Annotated in this window: 17 protein-coding genes and 1 pseudogene; 12 read left to right on the top strand and 6 right to left on the bottom strand. The window is 41.2% G+C overall.

Going from position 1 to position 17,236, the window contains the following annotated elements; translation table 11 throughout:
- The first annotated feature begins 6 nt into the window (after positions 1–6).
- The gene (locus EDM53_RS04125; RefSeq protein ID WP_130122405.1) at positions 7–1,227 is read left to right on the top strand and encodes a pentapeptide repeat-containing protein; all 1,221 of its coding nucleotides are present in this window, start codon (positions 7–9) and stop codon (positions 1,225–1,227) included.
- A gap of 85 nt (positions 1,228–1,312) precedes the next feature.
- Here EDM53_RS04125 and EDM53_RS04120 read toward each other — a convergent pair whose 3' ends face one another.
- Entirely contained in the window at positions 1,313–2,686 is a 1,374-nt protein-coding gene (locus tag EDM53_RS04120) for a S41 family peptidase (RefSeq protein ID WP_130122404.1), read from the bottom strand.
- A 105-nt stretch (positions 2,687–2,791) separates the two neighbouring features.
- On the opposite strand from EDM53_RS04120, the gene rnhA reads away from it, so the two are divergent.
- Positions 2,792–3,223: a ribonuclease HI gene (rnhA, locus tag EDM53_RS04115; protein ID WP_130122403.1), complete on the top strand. Its 432-nt coding sequence runs from the start codon at positions 2,792–2,794 to the stop codon at positions 3,221–3,223.
- A 34-nt stretch (positions 3,224–3,257) separates the two neighbouring features.
- Entirely contained in the window at positions 3,258–3,449 is a 192-nt protein-coding gene (locus tag EDM53_RS04110) for a hypothetical protein (protein WP_130122402.1), read from the top strand.
- On the opposite strand, the gene EDM53_RS04105 is transcribed toward EDM53_RS04110, so the two are convergent.
- Both EDM53_RS04105 and map read right to left on the bottom strand, forming a co-directional pair.
- Entirely contained in the window at positions 3,437–4,912 is a 1,476-nt protein-coding gene (locus tag EDM53_RS04105; protein ID WP_130122401.1) for an ABC1 kinase family protein, read from the bottom strand. The two genes, EDM53_RS04110 and EDM53_RS04105, sit on opposite strands and share 13 nt — an antisense overlap.
- Positions 4,913–4,927: 15 nt before the next feature.
- The gene (gene map / locus EDM53_RS04100; protein ID WP_130122400.1) at positions 4,928–5,716 is read right to left on the bottom strand and encodes a type I methionyl aminopeptidase; all 789 of its coding nucleotides are present in this window, start codon (positions 5,714–5,716) and stop codon (positions 4,928–4,930) included.
- A gap of 122 nt (positions 5,717–5,838) precedes the next feature.
- Between map and EDM53_RS06220 the strand changes: the two genes are divergently transcribed.
- The 3 genes from EDM53_RS06220 (at position 5,839) to EDM53_RS04080 (ending at position 7,603) form a co-directional block, all read left to right on the top strand.
- Positions 5,839–6,369, top strand: a complete 531-nt coding sequence (locus EDM53_RS06220) for a hypothetical protein (protein WP_165379637.1) — start codon at positions 5,839–5,841, stop codon at positions 6,367–6,369.
- Positions 6,370–6,394: 25 nt separating this feature from the next.
- The gene (locus EDM53_RS04085; RefSeq protein WP_130122398.1) at positions 6,395–7,201 is read left to right on the top strand and encodes a hypothetical protein; all 807 of its coding nucleotides are present in this window, start codon (positions 6,395–6,397) and stop codon (positions 7,199–7,201) included.
- A 135-nt stretch (positions 7,202–7,336) separates the two neighbouring features.
- Positions 7,337–7,603 carry a hypothetical protein gene (locus tag EDM53_RS04080; RefSeq protein WP_130122397.1) on the top strand — a complete coding sequence of 89 codons (267 nt, stop codon included), beginning with the start codon at positions 7,337–7,339 and terminating at the stop codon, positions 7,601–7,603.
- A gap of 81 nt (positions 7,604–7,684) precedes the next feature.
- Here EDM53_RS04080 and EDM53_RS04075 read toward each other — a convergent pair whose 3' ends face one another.
- Positions 7,685–8,452: a phosphatase PAP2 family protein gene (locus tag EDM53_RS04075; protein ID WP_130122396.1), complete on the bottom strand. Its 768-nt coding sequence runs from the start codon at positions 8,450–8,452 to the stop codon at positions 7,685–7,687.
- 294 nt (positions 8,453–8,746) lie between these two features.
- Here EDM53_RS04075 and EDM53_RS06215 point away from each other — a divergent pair, with 294 nt between their 5' ends.
- The 5 genes from EDM53_RS06215 to EDM53_RS04055 all read left to right on the top strand — a co-directional run bounded on the left by EDM53_RS06215 (position 8,747) and on the right by EDM53_RS04055 (position 12,934).
- A complete protein-coding gene (locus EDM53_RS06215; protein WP_165379636.1) occupies positions 8,747–8,890 on the top strand; it encodes a hypothetical protein in 144 nt (47 codons plus the stop codon).
- 100 nt (positions 8,891–8,990) lie between these two features.
- On the top strand, positions 8,991–10,577 hold the full coding sequence (locus tag EDM53_RS04070; RefSeq protein ID WP_130122395.1) for a hypothetical protein: 1,587 nt from the start codon (positions 8,991–8,993) through the stop codon (positions 10,575–10,577).
- A 54-nt stretch (positions 10,578–10,631) separates the two neighbouring features.
- The gene (gene efp / locus EDM53_RS04065) at positions 10,632–11,195 is read left to right on the top strand and encodes an elongation factor P (RefSeq protein ID WP_130122394.1); all 564 of its coding nucleotides are present in this window, start codon (positions 10,632–10,634) and stop codon (positions 11,193–11,195) included.
- 57 nt (positions 11,196–11,252) lie between these two features.
- A complete protein-coding gene (locus EDM53_RS04060; protein ID WP_130122393.1) occupies positions 11,253–12,188 on the top strand; it encodes a sulfite exporter TauE/SafE family protein in 936 nt (311 codons plus the stop codon).
- Positions 12,185–12,934 carry a TIGR02186 family protein gene (locus tag EDM53_RS04055; protein WP_130122392.1) on the top strand — a complete coding sequence of 250 codons (750 nt, stop codon included), beginning with the start codon at positions 12,185–12,187 and terminating at the stop codon, positions 12,932–12,934. Before EDM53_RS04060 ends, EDM53_RS04055 begins: the two co-directional genes overlap by 4 nt.
- Here EDM53_RS04055 and tgt read toward each other — a convergent pair.
- A complete protein-coding gene (gene tgt / locus EDM53_RS04050; protein ID WP_130122391.1) occupies positions 12,918–14,006 on the bottom strand; it encodes a tRNA guanosine(34) transglycosylase Tgt in 1,089 nt (362 codons plus the stop codon). The two genes, EDM53_RS04055 and tgt, sit on opposite strands and share 17 nt — an antisense overlap.
- A 77-nt stretch (positions 14,007–14,083) precedes the next feature.
- A pseudogene (locus EDM53_RS04045) lies at positions 14,084–15,373 on the bottom strand (malic enzyme-like NAD(P)-binding protein); the annotation flags it as partial.
- A 252-nt stretch (positions 15,374–15,625) separates the two neighbouring features.
- Here EDM53_RS04045 and EDM53_RS04040 point away from each other — a divergent pair.
- Positions 15,626–17,101 (top strand): sensor histidine kinase, encoded by a 1,476-nt coding sequence (locus tag EDM53_RS04040; protein WP_207215471.1) that lies wholly within the window; start codon positions 15,626–15,628, stop codon positions 17,099–17,101.
- Positions 17,102–17,236: the final 135 nt, after the last annotated feature.

The raw sequence follows: 17,236 nt of genomic DNA, 5'->3' as shown, positions 1-17,236 counted from the left end.
GATGTAATGCTGCACGTTGTATGCTTATTTTGCCTGTTTGTGGTATCATACTCCACAAATGCCATAAGTGACGATGGTATAGGTAACGTCAACATCGGAGAGCAACTTAACGAAATCGTCGAAAAGTTGGAAAAAGAGCGGAGCAATACCGGCGGTATAAGCTTTGCCAAGTCAACTTTGACGAAGGCCAAAATTCAAGGGTACATTAAAAAGCGGAGGGAAAGTGGAGAGCCAATCAAACTAGCGCAAGATCTAGGTGATAATTTTTCAGGTTTAAATCTTGCTGGTGTTGACTTCTCTTACGCGCAGCTACAAAAAGTGACTTTTAGCAATACTGACCTTTCTAATGCCATTTTTAAAGGCGCATACTTGGAAGGTGCAAATTTCACAAACGCAAAACTTGATGGTGCAAAATTTGAAAGAGCGAACATAGCCTCCGCAACCTTTGCGGCTAATACCATGGACAACGCAGATTTAAGTCATGTGTATGCAGAAAGCGCTGATTTTTCTGCAACTAATATATCAAACGTTCTTGGAGTGCATGGTAATTTTCGTTCTGCTAATTTTGGTAAAGCATCCTTGAGCAGAGTCAATTTTGACTTTGCAGATTTTAGCGATGCAAATCTTTCAGAAACCACAATTTCTGACTCAAGTTTCAAATATACTAGCGCGATTGGAGCATATATGCAGAAAATACGCTGGAATAATGTGAATTTGTATACAAGCAATTTATCTTCAGTGAAGTTAAATGACAGTGTTGTGAAGGATTCGATAGCTTTTGGTGTGAATCTCCAACGTTCTCTGATGATTAAAACGACATTGCAAAATGTGTATTTGGAATCTGGAGATCTTAGCAATGCAACCATGATAGATGTTGATGTGACCAACTCTATACTTATGGATGCAATATTGCATCAAGTCACAATCGTAAAATCAAAGTTTGACAAAAGCGACTTTAGTGCAGCAAGCTTTCGAGAAGCTAACTTGAAAAACACAGATATCACCAATTCTGTTTTGAGCGGTGTAAATCTCGTTGGAGCTGCTTTGACAGCAACGACAATTAAAGGAAGTAGATTAAATGACGCGAACCTTTCTTTAGCCATTTTTGTAGATTCTAGTATTGTAGACACTAGCCTGGAGAACGCAGTAATGGATGGTTTGAAGTCTAGTAGTACCAGATCTACTAGTACCAACACGACTGCTACTAAGTTTACTACTAATAAGTAATACATACTGTAATTGCAAAGGGATTCCCGCTTTTGCGGGAATTGTAAGTCTGAAATTTGGTATAATACAAAAGTGTGGGAATTGGTTAAGCTGTAGGCTCCATTTTGCTTTGGTATAGTGCCATTCCTTTTACCAGATCCACAGCTCTTAATAACTGAAAGTCGTTCTGATACTTGTCAATGTCTGTACTAATGTACGCCCCTTGATCAGTTGAACCAGTCGTGTCCTTCTCTGGAAGCGCTTGTCGAGATGGTAAATGCCCTATTAAGTCCGCTTCTGAACTGATCTGTGACGACTTTTGCTCTATAGGCTGAATTGTTGCAGGAGATACATGTATGTCAGGTACAATCCCTGTAGCCTGTATAGAGCGTCCAGACGGTGTGTAGTACATGTCAGTGGTTAATTTGATGGCAGTGTCGTTGTTAAGTTGTATAATGCTTTGGACAGATCCCTTGCCAAACGACTTCTCTCCAATCACTAGCCCCCTCTTGTTGTCTTGCAGTGCCCCTGCCAGTATTTCTGCCGCGGAAGCTGTTTCCTTGTTGATGAGTACAACAAGAGGTAAACCATTTGTAATGTCAACATCCGTTGCCTTGATCACTTTTCGTTTACTTGAGTTATTGCCTTCAACTTTGACTATATCTCCGCTTTTTAAAAAAAGATCTGCTATGTCCGTTGCCTGCTCCAACAACCCTCCAGAGTTTGAACGTAGATCCAGTATGATGCCCTTCATGCTATAGTTCATTTTTGTAGGGGGAATGCTTTCTGTAGATCGCTTTGCTTCAGGATTTAATAAAGTCTTAAGTGCTTGTTGCGTCATATCAAAGGACTTCTTGTTAAACGATGAAATCTTGATATAGCCAACATCGTCCCCAAGCATCCTATGCTTCACCGGCTTAATAACGATCTTCCTTGGCGTGATGTTAAACTGAAGTGTTTGTCGCGTTCTCTCCCTGTACACAGTTATGTGTACTGATTTTAATGAGTTTGATTTTAGTTGATTTAATAAAGTAGCCTTTGTGATGGATTTTGTAGGTGTGCCGTTGATCGTGGTAATGTAGTCTCCTGCCTTTATTCCAGAATGATAGGCTGGTCCATCTTCATGTACATACAGCACCTTGCCCATATTCCGATCCATACCCATCACAACGCCTATACCATTAAATTCTCCCTCTGTTGATATCTTGACCTCCTGAAAGTGCTCCTTATTAAAGAAATCGCAATGTGGATCCAGGGAGCGAACCATTCCATTGATGGCATACTCCACCAACATTGATTCGCTCACTTCCTTAACATAATTGCTTCGTATGGTCTTCATGACATCTTTCAGAAATTCCACAGAGTAACCTTGCTCATCCCCATTTTTTGCTGACACCATTGAACAGTAGGTACACGACAGTGTAATAATAGTCACGATCGTCAAAATAAAGTGTAGCGAGTGCTTTGAATATGTTGTCATGAAAAGATGGGAGATGCTTGTGTTGTCAAGGTGAAATACTTTTGAATACTCCAGTATTTAGATGTATAACTGTTGTGGAAATATAATACAAACTAAAACTAATAAATGAATCATGTAGAAATTCATTGTGACGGAGCTTGTAGTCACAATCCTGGACCAGGGGGGTGGGCGAGCATCTTGGTGTGGCGTGATAAGAAAAAAGAACTCTCAGGCTTTGAAAAGTCAACCACTAACAATCGTATGGAAATGACAGCCGCAATAAAAGGATTGGAAGCAGTACGGAGAAATATGCCTATAAAAGTTTATACTGATAGTTTGTATTTACAAAAAGGCATCACTGTATGGTTGGAAAACTGGAAAAAGAAGGGGCTAAACAATTGTGCTATCAAAAATATCGATTTATGGCAGAGATTGGATCAGTTGAATCAGTCCTTAATGGTAGAATGGTACTGGGTCAAGGGCCACAACGGGGATTACTATAATGAGCTTGCAGACTCGCTAGCACGGGCGGCGATCAAAGATATGGCAAATCATTAAAGTAATGCTGAATTTTGTTGGCAAAGGTAGGTGGATGCCAGTTTTTACGGGCATGACAAAGGGGGGCGGGCATGACACAGGAGGGAGCGGCACAGGAAGAAGCGGAAATGGCAAAAGAGGGGTGCGTGGGGAGGAGCGGGAACAGGGAGTCTCCCAATGCCCTAAAGTCCCGATAACGTCTTTGAGCGTGTTTTTGAAATTAGTACAAACTGTTCAAAGCAAATAATACGCCAATAACAATAACCCTAAGCATAAGAAAAGCTTAACCACTAGGTTGTTAATAATGCTGTATTGTTTGTTGGACGATATCTGCCGATCCAGTTTCTCCAGAAAAGAGGGTAATAGTTGTAAGCTTTGTTTCGTGTCACATAAAATCTGCATTGCCGCCTTCTCATAACCCTTCAAACGTCCTGATATCCCCAAATGTGTTCTCGCCCACTCCTTGATCCAAGGTTCGGCTAGTTCCCACATATTGACATTGGGTGAGAGTATCGCCGCAGTCCCTTCTATGGTTATCAGAGTCTTTTGCAGAAGCAGGAACCTAGGTTGTACTTCTACACCAAAGTTCCTTGTGACTTCAAATAACTGCCTCAAAAGCGTTCCAATAGACAATTTATGAGCAGGAAGAGTCATTATAGGTTCCCCAATGCTTCTGCAGGCTAGTGCAAATAACTCAGGCGAAGATTGTTTAGAGATCAGGTCGTTTTCTAGATGTATGTCTGCTAGGGTTTTATAATCCCTTGTAATAAAGCAATAAAGTATTTTGGCAACTAGTACTCTATCGCTCTGACTTAGCATACCCATGATACCAAAATCTACGAAAGTGAGTTGACCAGTACCACTGATGAGTATATTTCCAGGGTGAATATCTGCGTGAAAAAAACCATCTCTATATACTTGATTGAAAAATGATACGGCTAGGTTCTTTGCTAAATACTCGCAGTTGTAACCTAAAGCCCTTAACCTTTCTCGATCCAAAATATCGGTACCTTCTACTAGCTCTTGTGTCATAACCTGTTTACTAGTGAGTGCCCAGTATATTTTGGGTATATAGATATGGCAGTCATCAACCAGGTTCTCTCGTAATTGATCGGCAGATGCGGCTTCTAACATCAAGTTTAACTCTATCGCCATGACTTGCTGTAATGTGTCGATTCCTTCCTCAAGCTGTAGCTTTCTAAAGGTACTGGAACATAGTGACATCATTTTGATGAGCAACCTCAATAGCCTTATATCCATAGCCACCATCTTCCCTATGTTGGGTCTAAGTATCTTGACAGCAACTTTCTCACCGTTAAAAATGGTGGCGCGGTGTACCTGTGCTACTGAAGCTGCAGCAATCGGCTCCGTATCAAAAGTGGCATACATATGTTCCACATCCTTACCAAACTCGTGTTTGATAATTTTATCTACTTCACGAAAGCTAAAGGGTTCAACTTGATTTTGAAGTTTTGCCAAAGATTCAGAAAAAATGTTGCCTACCGCATCTGCTCTCGTCGATACAATTTGTCCAAATTTAATAAAGACAGGGCCTAAGTCGCATAGCACCTGTTTAAGCTTCTCCGCGCATTTTGTTTTTATGACGTCTTCTGTGTCGTTTTCAACGAACTGCAGTACTATGCAGTGATACATTACACCGCTTCTAAGAAGAATGTACAAAGCTCTTATAAAACAAAATATACCTGTCAAAGTTATCTCTCAAAATCAGTATGGAGGGCGTGTATAGCCTTTTGGAGAGATTGTAAAGATCTCTCTGCCCGTGCTGGTGACTCCAATAGTATGTTCAAATTGTGCTGATAACGAGCGATCCCTTGTGACAGCAGTCCACTTGTCCTGCAGTACTATGACGTCCGGTTTACCTGCGTTGATCATGGGCTCAATAGTAAAGCACATTCCTTCCTCTAATGTAGGGTTAAAGGACGGTTCATAATAGTGAACAACGTTTGGAGGCATGTGAAACTCCTTGCCAATGCCGTGGCCACAAAAATCTCTAACAACAGAAAATCCATACTGTTCCACGTATTCTTGTATCGTTTTCCCTATGACGGCCAACCCAACACCTGGTCGTACTTGATCTATGGCAAGCATCATCGCGTCATAAGTGACTTCGCATAGCCGCCTAGCTTTTGTTGGAGCTTTACCGACGTAGTACATACGGCTTGTGTCACCATACCAACCATCCACTATGACCGTGACGTCAATGTTAAGTATATCACCGTCTTCAAGTTTCCTATTGCTGGGAATGCCATGACATATGACGTGATTGATAGAAGTACAAATGGACTTTGGATATCCTTTGTAATTTAGTGGGGCCGGAACATATCCATCCGATACGATTTTGTCATGACATAGGGTATTGAGCGTGTCAGTAGTCGTTCCTGGATGAACGTAATCTGTGATGAAGTCAAGTACGGATGCACTGTAGACCCCTGCTTTTCTCATACACAGGAAATCCTGTTTGGTATACTTCTGAATGTGGGAACGACGATCCATATGTGATGTTGCGTGACTGGATTGTTGAAATATTAGTTGATGTAAATTGTGTTGTAGACAAGTTATACAATGGGTGGTACAACTTCGACAAGTTATATATTTCACATAGTGTACCAGTCCATATGAAATTAAAAGCACTTAGCGTTTGTTTGGTGGTATCCTTGCTTTTTACAGGTTGTGCAAGGGACTTGTCAAGCAATGTATATACCAGTGATAGCTCTCTCAACCTGACCCTTGAAGGTCAAGTGATAGCTTCTAGGCCTATTATAGTTAAGGAATCAGACAAATTGTCTGACAGTACACTTGGTATGGTAGCGGGAGGTGTCTTTGGAGGCGTTGCAGGTAGCAACGCAGGTGGAGGAGGAGGACAAGCAGCAATGATAGCTGCCGGAGCTATAGCTGGCGCTATAGTTGGTTCCATTGTGGAGAGTAAACTGAGCCAAGCAGATGGAATGGAATACGTTGTAAAGGTTGATAGATCCCAAATTAGTGATGGGTATTACGAGGGTAGTGCTGTTATGCGCAACGCAATTGCAGCGGCAAAGGCTACCGGTCTGATCACTATAATACAGGGCAAAGATCAATTGATAAATGTCGGTCAGGGTGTCTACATCATTCTGTCTCCTAAACGTGCTAGGGTCATAGCTAAGTAGTACTGGTACTTTGGAGAGAGAAGACATGGTTTGTGATTCTGACGGTTTAGCAAGTAGTCGTGGTATGTCTAAGATGCGTGTTCTTCACCTTGTTGTTATTCTAAGTGCTCTCACCCTTGTAGTTGGTTGTGTTGCTCCCCAAACAACCGAGCGTAGGCAGTCCAGCTTTAATAAGAGAGACCTGGTTACATCTGGAGTAAATGTGCTTCCAACAGAGTCTGTTGTCAAAACAACAAGTCTGTTTGGAGGAAATGAACAGCGCATGTACGAGTACGAAGAGTACATTGAAAACATCATAACAGATGAAGTCAGAAGTGCTTTCAAGGAGAAGGGTTATCAAGTAGACGTCTTGTCAAAGGGCTATCTGCATCAAGAGAAGTTGTCTGCTCAGTTTTTGCGACTGAAAGAAAATTACGCTTCTAAGATGCCTGAACTATACTCGCAGTATTTAATGCCTGTGGAAGCTGCGTTTAGTATCAAAAGCAATATCGGACAGAGCACCATAAAATTTGCTGAAGGCAAAAAGTATTTGGTGATATGTGACTATCAAATGAGTTCCCAGACAAACGGTGCGAGAGTCTCTGGCATAGCGCTGCAGGTCCTGACTGGTATACGATTCACCGATCAATCTGACACGTTTTCTATGACTATAGGCATCGTGGACAATGAGACCGGTGATATAGTCTGGACTAACACGACGAACATTGCTTACGGCATGTTTAACGGTCTTATGATTACCACGAATGCTAATGCAGAAGAAGCAGATAGAAAACACATTAAGTGGATCGTTGGTAAGATATTGGAGCCTTTGTTTAATACAAAAGAACAATGATTTAGTGGCCCGTTGCTATAGATGGGCGAAGGAGGTGAAGCGACAATCTTAAATGTTTTCTGCAAAATTTAGGAAATAGTGACATTAAAGGCCTGAGTACCAATGCACGCTTTTGCAAGTGATGACAGATGAGGAGTGCTGGAGCGAGAAAGAACGGAGTGTCAATTGAAGCGGGGTGTGGATATCCGTCTTCACGGGTATGAAAAAAAGGGGAGCGGGCATGGCCAAAGGGAGGTGCAGGAACGACAAAGGAGAGGTGACGGAGTGACAAAAGGGGCCGCCGGGCATGGGAAAGTGGCAAAGGAGAGATGCCGGAGAGTGGCAGAGGAGGAGTACTGGAGTGACAGATGGGAAGTCTCTGGTGGCATTAAGAGCGATGATGCCAATGCCCATTTTAAATGATTCAAAACGGATTTTGTGAAACTCGCCTCTGTGCAGTTATTTCAATAGGCTTACGCAGCCTCATCCTCAAATCCAGTTGCCTTATTTAATCTGAAATTTGGTATACGAGCCTATTCGTGCAGATAAAGGAATGGAAAACCCGATCATGGCCCACTCTAGCTGTTTCATAAATTCAGGCAGACATGATGTGATTTTAGACGTGTTGAGTAGTATGTGAATTGTTAACACAATACCAAAACAAGTGAATATACCAACTATCTTGCCTACTACACCGTTTGTTGTAGACTCCTTGTCAAATAGCTGCTGCCCAACTACGGTAAATATGATTGCAAGATACACCTTCCATACATATGCAGTCATCATGCCAATGCCGTTTATATGTAGAAGTATTAAGGTGCTCAAAACTAGTAAAAACACCATCCGTTTGGTAATGTCATCAAGCGCCATGTACACCAATACCAAGATGCTACCAAAAAAGATAGCGCCTAGTATGTCAAAGTAAGTATGGTACCCCATGTACACCAAACTAAACCCTACGCCGACTAATAGAAGTATAGTGAGAAGTTTGACGACTACGCTTCTTGAATTAAGCATCAACCAGCCATAAAAAACAACGCAGGACTGCATATGACCACTTGGAAATGCAAAACCTGCCTTACCAAGATGTTCCAGTAATGGAACCTGAAATATGTTTTTTAATGATAAATTGAGTAACATGCTCAACAGCAAAAGGCATATACCATGAAAGAAAACTTTGTGGCTCAATGCAATGTAGCCCAAAATCATAATCGGTATAATCGCAATTTCATTGCTAAAGCTTAGGATTGTTTGGCAAATGATTGTAAGCATACAAATTATTCGTGGTTAAAGTGTATTTTGATTTGAATCATAATGAATTAAGAGAAATTGGCAACATTTTTGAATCATTTAAAATGAGAATTTGTATAAGAGCATGTCCGCAAATTAATTGAAATGAAAAGAATTCGGGCAATAGTTGCCTGTTAAGTTGTTGGCAAAGGAAGATGGATACCCGTTTTCACGGGTATGACCCAGGAGGAGCGGGTATGACGCAGGAGGAGAGGGTATGACAAAGGAGGAACGGGGATGATGCAGGAGGAGGGGGGATGATGCAGGAGGAGCGGCATGGCAAAAGGGAGGTGCAGGAACGACAAAGGAGAGATGACGGAGAGTGGCAGAGGAGGAGAGTGTGGGAGCGACAAAGGAAGAGTTGCGTGGAGTGATAGAGCATACACACTAACATATCTCATATTTGCAGATAAGCTCTAAGATTCCATCACACAAAATATAGTATGTGATTTCATTGGTGTTGCGGTACCGGTGTTTTTGAGCTATACTTCAGCCAGCTTTCAAAAACTTTAGCAAAAGTATGAAAAAAATATCAATCGCAGTATCATTGGTGATCGTGCCGATCGCAGTGGTCTGGGTTCTACTGGCAAATAGATTTGAAAAATGTTTAAAAGAGGATATTTTTGGAAATCCTGAACAAGCTATAGTCCGTCAAATTGTCAAAACTGACGCATCTTCATTGCAGGTTGATAAATACTTGTTTAGGTTCTCAATGGGAGAGACTACCTTCTTTGAAGAAACTGGAGTTGGTAAAGTCCAAGTTGAAGGTTTGCAAGGAAGCTATAACCCCTTGACTCAAAAGGTGACACTAAAGACGAGCGGTGAAAAGGCTAAGATACAATTGGGTGGACTCAATGCATACGTCGATAAGCCATCTGGAATCATTGAGTTTGATGCGGCGGTGTTAACTCAGCCAGTGACCCCCCTACCTGACCTAGATGTTACCTTTAAAATGGAAGGTCCGTATTCCATATACTTTGAAAGCGATAATAGTAAAATATACAAAGCTGACAGTTCAAGTATAACTATTAGCGGTAAGAAAACTGACACTGGTGGCTATAAAATTAGCTATAAAGGTGACACAAATGGAATGGATTCAGTCTCGTATTACTCTAGGATCTTAAGGAGGTTGGGTGCTACTGGACTATCTGCATTAGAGGAGAATGGCACACAGTATGTGGACAGTTTCTTTGGACAATCGAACATGAATTTGTCAATAGTAGCAGAGATTCCAAAGGTTTTGGTTGATATGCTGGCAACTCCAGAAAAGTTAGATGTACACGTCATGAAAGTGATAGCGCTACAAGACAAATACCTTGTGGACATATCCTATAATATGACATCCAGTGGAGCTTTTGCCAAGTATAAAGTCAGCTTTGTAAATGATGGAGCTCATAATATCTCCTGGGAGTTGATGAATGAATGTAGTTATAATCAAGAACGTATTGCTAATCAAACCCAGAGGGAAGCTCTCTTAAAAGGATTGCTGAAGGTGGCCTCAGGTAGTATCAAGAATCAAGGTATGGAGAGTACAACAGACCTTATCACTACAAAGGATTTAGAGCCGTTGCTTGACTTCTTCGGTACGACCTATGTACTTGATGTAAAAGGCAGCTACAACACCCTGTTGGGCTACACTGTTGTTCCGCTGCATTTTCAGATCGGCGAGCACAGCATTGATGGACAGCTGGATCACTCACGGTACACAAGAAAAATTTCAGGTAACTTTGTGGTATCTGATCCCAATGCTATGGTAATGAAGACAGTCGCTGCAATTGAGGTGTTCTATCCTTTGATTGAGAAGCTTGACAAGGTCAGGGAGATGCAAGGAAGAAAAAAAATGATGATGGATCTCGAGAGGGTAGTAGCTAACATTAAAGAAAACGGTTACAGTGCTGTCTCTGTTCTCCATAAGGATGGTGAGTTAAAGCCAGGGGAGCCACTGAAATTTGACGTGGCCTTTGGGTTCAAGGACTATAACTTCACGATTAACGACAAAAGCTTTTTGACGATTCTTATGGATTCAAGGATAGGGAAGTTTTTAATGGGCTTTGAAAAGCCAGCGGAGCAACCAGCACAAAAGCCAGTCGAGCCGCAGTTGAAGTAATCTCGAGTGTTTTGTCATTTTATTTAAATCAAATCTATAAATTTTGTAAGCATTATGAAAATTGACGCAAATAGTATTAGAGTCGGTAATATACTAGAGCATGATAACAAGTTGTGGTCTGTGCTCAAGACAATGCACACACAACCGGGTAAAGGTGGTGCATACGTGCAAGTAGAGCTAAAAGAAATAGTCTACGGTACAAAAAATAACGTTAGGTTTCGTAGTAGCGAGTTTGTGGAAAAAGCTCAGCTTGAACAAAGAGTATGCCAATGCCTCTACACCGAAAGTGATGCCGTGGTCGTGATGGATGTCGATAACTATGAGCAAATAACGATACCATTAAGCTTTTTTGAAGGATTTGCAGATTTTTTAGTCGAAGGATTGCAAGTAACAGTAGAATATTACCAGGATAGGCTCGTTACAGCCTCGTTGCCAGAGACTCTAACTGTAAAAGTTGCTACTTGTGAACCCGTCGTGAAAGGTCAAACCGCAGCCGCTTCATATAAGCCTGCAGTTCTTGAGAATGGCAAAAGAATTATGGTGCCTCCGTTTATCAGCGAAGGAGATCAAATAATAATCAAAACTTTAGAATTGGAATATTTAGAAAAAGCCAAATAAACTGGAAAGTGTGGCTTGTCTAATAAAAGATTTTAAATGAGTTCTTAAGATATAGGCATGCTTGAAGTGTTTGAAGTGTATCTACCGATCGCTGGAGTTAGCATCAATGCCTTGCTCTTGGTATCAGTTGGAGTTGCAATAGGTGTGCTTGGTGGAATTTTTGGTTTAAGTGGTGGAGTATTTATAGTATCAATACTCATGGCGATAGGGATCTCATCCCAAGTAGCAGTGGCTGCATCCATCAATCAAATGACAGCTGCGTCGTTTTCAGGTTTTATAGCATACGCAAAAAGAAAAAGGGTTGACTATAAACTGGGCGCACTAATGTTGGTAGGTGCAATCCTGGGTTCAACAATAGGTGTATGGGTCTTTGATATACTCAGTGAAGTAGGAGTAATAGATACTGTAATTTCAGTGGGCTTCATATTAATACTTGGCACTGTAGGATATATCACTGCTAAAGATGCTGCAGTATTGCTGTTTTACAAGTTTAAAAACGAACCACCTCCCAAACAGCATAAAAAAACTTTACTAAGCAACATTGCATTACCATACCAAGTCCACTTTCCAAGCGCGAGAGAAGAGATCAGTATATTCTCCCCTTTAATTATAGGTTTTGGTGGAGGATTTGTAGTCTCAGTAATGGGTATAGGGGGTAGTATTATCATCATACCATCGATGATATACATTCTTAAAATATCCGAGCCCTTTACAGCAGGTACTACACACTTTCAAATAGTCTTCACAACTATAATCGCAACGATTTTGCACTCTATGACCTCTCATAACCTTGATATAGTGCTGTCATCCATCTTGATGTTGGGCACTGCGTTTGGTGTTCAAATAGGAGTCAGAATAGGCGCTAAATGGCATCCAGAGAATTATAGAATACTATTGGCCCTAGTTCTAGTACTGCTCTGTGTACAAGTCGCATATGGAATTGTTGCAACGCCCAGATCGCTATATTCCATAGAATATACAGCAAATAAATGACACGTAAATATGGACAGATACTGATAGCGTTGATAGCGTTGCTCTCCTATTCAAACATTGGCTGGAGTAAACAATCAAATTGGCATGTGTCGACAGATAAAGTGTATCTTAACTCAGATTTCCACGGAGAACAGATTAGTTTACTTGGTAATGTCGACAAGCGCTATGAAGTTATAGTCACTGTAGAAGGTCCTTATAAACCATACAGAGTGCGACAAAAAGAAAGTGTAAATGGAATGTGGCTAAGTTCTAGAAGCTTTTACATTGCAAATGATGCATCGTATTTTTTTATAGCATCTACAAATGACTTGCCTCAAATTACAACACCACAGAGACTAAACACACTTGGAATACATTATCCTCAATATCCATATGTCGTCTCTGCCAAGTGTAAAAAAGAGTGTATTGCAAGATTTAGAGAGAATTTTCAAAAATATAAGGAAAGTATTAAGCTTTATCCAACCGATATAGCAAAAATAGAACGAGTTGGTTTGGATATGTTGCGTACCAGTTTCTTAATACCAGAGCGTGCTATTACCGGAACGTACAAGATAAAAGTATATATTTTCGACCAGTATTTTTTGAAAGAACAAGTCACCATTCCGCTCAATGTGCTAAAAATAGGAATGTACAATAAAATAGATGAGATGGCAGAAAAGAGACCGCTTGCATACGCATTATGGGCTGTAGGGATTGCTTTAAGCATCAGTTTATTGGCAGCTCTAGCGTTCAGAAATCACGTATGAGCTCTTCCAGGCTGTCATCTTCTATTGCTTTTCTTATTTTGGACATTAGATCAAGGTAGTAGCTAACATTGTGCAATGTCATCAACATCGCCCCAAGTATCTCCTTTGCCTTTACCAGATGATGTAAATAAGCTCTTGTGTAGTTTGTGCAGGTGTAACAACTGCAGTACGGATCCAGGCGCGTTTCATCTTCAGCATACTTTTGGTTTCTAATGTTGATAGTACCCCCTTTTACAAAAGCTTGGCCGTTTCTTCCAGATCTTGTAGGTAGTACACAGTCAAACATGTCAACCCCCATACATACAGCTTGGACTATGTCAGATGGCTTGCCGACACCCATCAAATAACGTGGTTTGTCCTGTCGCATAAGAGATGTAGTGTGATCAAGTATCCTTAGCATCGTTGCCTTGTCCTCCCCTACAGCTAAACCACCTATTGCATAACCGTCAAACTGTATGCTGTTTAGTATTTTGACTGATTCAGTCCTTAGATCTTCGTACATACCTCCCTGTACTATACCAAATAGACCATAGCCAGATCTCGATATGTACGCAGACTTCGATCTGTCCGCCCATGCCATAGATAGTTCCATCGATTTTTGTGCTTCCAAATGTGTAGCAGGATATGAAGTGCACTCGTCAAACGCCATGGTAATAGTACTGCCTAGCAAGTGTTGTATTTCCATAGAACGTTCTGGAGTTAGTTCATACTTCGTACCGTCAATATGCGAGCGGAAAATCACACCGTGGTGCGATACTTTCCTTAAGCCTGCCAAAGACATCACTTGAAAACCACCAGAGTCTGTCAGTATGGGTTTATGCCAGTTCATGAGCTTGTGAAGGCCACCCATCCTGGCGACTCTTTCTGCTCCTGGCCTCAACATCAAGTGATAGGTATTTGACAATATAATGTCGGCTCCAGCACCTGAGACATCTTCCGGAAACATCGCCTTGACAGAACCAACCGTACCAACAGGCATAAAGGCAGGTGTTTTGATGATGCCGTGGGCGGTCTCAACGAGCCCAGTCCTCGCCCTTGTGCCTTGCTTCAAAATCCTAAAAGCAACCGACATGGCTTTACAGTGTGTTGTCTATATCAAGAATGGTCTCCACCAAAGCTCTATCCTGCTATATTTTATATCCTGTGACCAAGTCTTGCAGCAAGCTCCCGACGATATGCGTCGAAATCCTGAATGTCAACAGTGGCGACACCAGTCTCCATCGCTGCCTTGGCGACCGCAGGAGATACTGTATATATCAACCTGTGATCAAAAGGTACTGGAATGATATATTCAGGTCCATACTCCATAACCCTGTTGTTATAAGCAGCTCTCACTTCTTGCGGGACTTGCTCTCTCGCAAGCATTGCAAGCGCATTCGCAGCAGCAAGTTTCATAGATGTGTTGATAGCCTTTGCTCTCACATCTAGTGTGCCCCTAAAGATGTAAGGAAAGCCAAGTACGTTGTTGACTTGGTTGTTATAGTCACCTCTTCCTGTGGCAATGATAGCGTCGCCCCTAACTTCTTTTACTTCGTCTGGAGTAATTTCAGGTTCTGGGTTTGCCATGGCAAATATAATCGGATTTTTTGCCATAGAAGATACCATCTCCTTTGTTAATATTCCCTTTGTTGATAATCCAATGAATACGTCAGCGCCTACTATTGCCTCGCTTAAGGTACGATGTTTGGTGTCAGTAGCGTGGGCCGACTTCCACTCGTTCATTCCATGGGTGCGTCCTTTATATATGACACCTTGTGTATCACAGAATATAATGTTATCACCAGGTATGCCCATCGATTGCAGTAGATCCGCGCATGCAATACCTGCAGCACCCGCTCCATTGATCACGATTTTAACATCAGTTAGCTTTCTTTGAGTAAGATGTGTCGCATTGATCATGCCTGCACAGACTACTATGGCCGTACCATGCTGATCATCATGAAATACAGGGATATCCATCAATTGAGTAAGTGCATTCTCAATGATAAAACACTCAGGAGCTTTGATGTCCTCCAGATTGATCCCTCCCCAGCTTGGTCCCAAGTATCTGACTGCATTGATAAATGTCTCTGGATCCATAGTGTCAACCTCTATGTCAACCGCATCGATGTCAGCGAAACTTTTAAATAATACCGCCTTGCCTTCCATCACAGGTTTTGAAGCAAGAGCTCCTATATTGCCAAGTCCAAGTACTGCAGTGCCATTTGATATGACGGCAACAAAGTTACCCTTTGACGTGTACTCAAATACCTTGGCTTTGTCTGCTGCTATCTCTTTGCATGGTGCCGCAACCCCTGGAGAATATGCCAAAACCAGATCCGCCTGGCTTTTAACGGGTTTAGATGATTCCATCACCAGTTTTCCCTTACGCCCTTTGCTGTGAAAGTCTAAAGCATTTTTATACAGAGATGCGTTGTATGATTGGTTGTCTACTGTCATAGGTCTACTTTGATTAGTTTGTGGATATATACTTCACTTAGTACTATTTCGCCGATAAGTCTAGATAATTTTGATACTACACAACATTGTAAGTCTGAGATCTGGAGTGATAAGGTAGTAGTAGGTAAAGAGTGGAACTGACAACCATAAATATCAACAGAAACAAAAAAGAAAGATTGCAATCAACGCCATAGTGGAAATAATCGTATTTATTGGTCTACTAAAATGTATCAGAGGTTAGCAAAGTCTATAATGTTCTCCCATTTTAGAAACGGTACTACAGTTCTTTACATACTGGTCGGAGTATTACTCGTCTCCGCCGTGTTTTATTTTAAAAGCTACATGCTCCAAAACGTTATCCACGTTCCATACCAAGAGCATGGAAAAGAACTGGCCTATGTATACAAAAATACAATTTGGAGACGCTATTTCCCAGTCGTTGGGTATCTATCTGATAAGCCCTCTGCAGTTGTTGCGACCTACAATGAATACGCATCATTCAAAGACGAAACAACAAAGTTTTTTGATTTTGGGAAGCTTGTAAAGATCGCAGTGTACTTGCAACACAATAAAGTGTTTTTTGAGCACAGTGTCAAAGGGATTTTAGCTGGCTCAAAGGATAGTGGAGTTTCTCCAAGTAGCGTTCAAGAGACTGGACACACTAGCTATATAACAACAGCAAGGTTTACAGATGGTAAAGATCAACATTCCTCCACAATTTTAAAAGTGTTGATACCAATTAGCGTGGATGCAAATGTTCAAGGGTTTGAAGAGCTTTCATCAAAAGCAACCGGAGTGCTGGAGCTCAATTACGATGTTACAAGCGAAGTAACTGCAATAAACCGTGCACATATTTTAATGCTTGTGACCGTCTTGTCTGTATGGGGCGCAATTGCACTCATACTGTTTGTATACATCAGAAGGTTTGAACGAATACTAGAACAACAAGAAGAAAAAGCATCCGATATTGCAGCAGCTAAGGCAAGTATAGAGAGCGAAAGTAAAGATAAATCTATGTTTCTGGCAAATATGAGTCATGAACTACGTACACCACTCAATGCCATTATTGGATTTTCCGAGATCATAGAAAAGGAAAATTTTGGTCCAATTGGTCATGAGAAATATAAGGAGTTTATAACTGATATTCATACGTCAGGATTGCACTTGTTGGAATTGATAGAAGACATATTAGATTTTTCAAAAGCAGATGAAGGCAAATTACAGTTGGCTGTAGAACCAGTCGATTTGACAAAAATGGTCAAAGTGACATTGCGGATGATTACACCAAGAGCAGAGACAGGAAAAATTACCCTAAAAGATGAAACTGAAAATACCCATATTGTAATTAACGCAGATAGCAAAAGGTTGAAGCAAGTTTTGCTAAATATTTTGTCAAATGCTGTTAAATTTACTCCAGAATATGGCAGTATCACTGTTAGGCTTGGGTATAACAAAGAGCATACCCATATAGTCATTGAAATAATAGACACAGGAGTCGGTATGGAAGCTCAGGACATTGCAATGGCTATGACACCATTTGCTCAGGTGGATAATAAGCTGAGCCGCAAATACACTGGAACTGGCCTTGGTCTGCCTCTCACCAAAAAGCTTGTAGAGTTAATGTCCGGCGTCTTTGAAATAAAGAGCGAGATAGGTATTGGTACAACGGTCGTGCTCACGTTTCCAGTAAGTCCGTGCGTCAGAAGTGATGGAGAGGAGAAGGGATGAGGGGTTGAGGAGATAAAATGGATTGAAAATCCATAAGAAAATGGTATGAATATGTCATAAAGCTTATGGATTTTACATATCAGATATGCCAATAGAAAACAAAGTTTCCAGTCAAAAACAAGGAAGATTATTTTG

The sequence above is a fragment of the Rickettsiales endosymbiont of Peranema trichophorum genome (genome assembly GCF_004210275.1).
Lineage (GTDB): Bacteria > Pseudomonadota > Alphaproteobacteria > Rickettsiales > Midichloriaceae > RICK02.
Note: the sequence above shows the minus strand (reverse complement) of the source record. Positions and strands in the feature narration are given on the sequence as shown.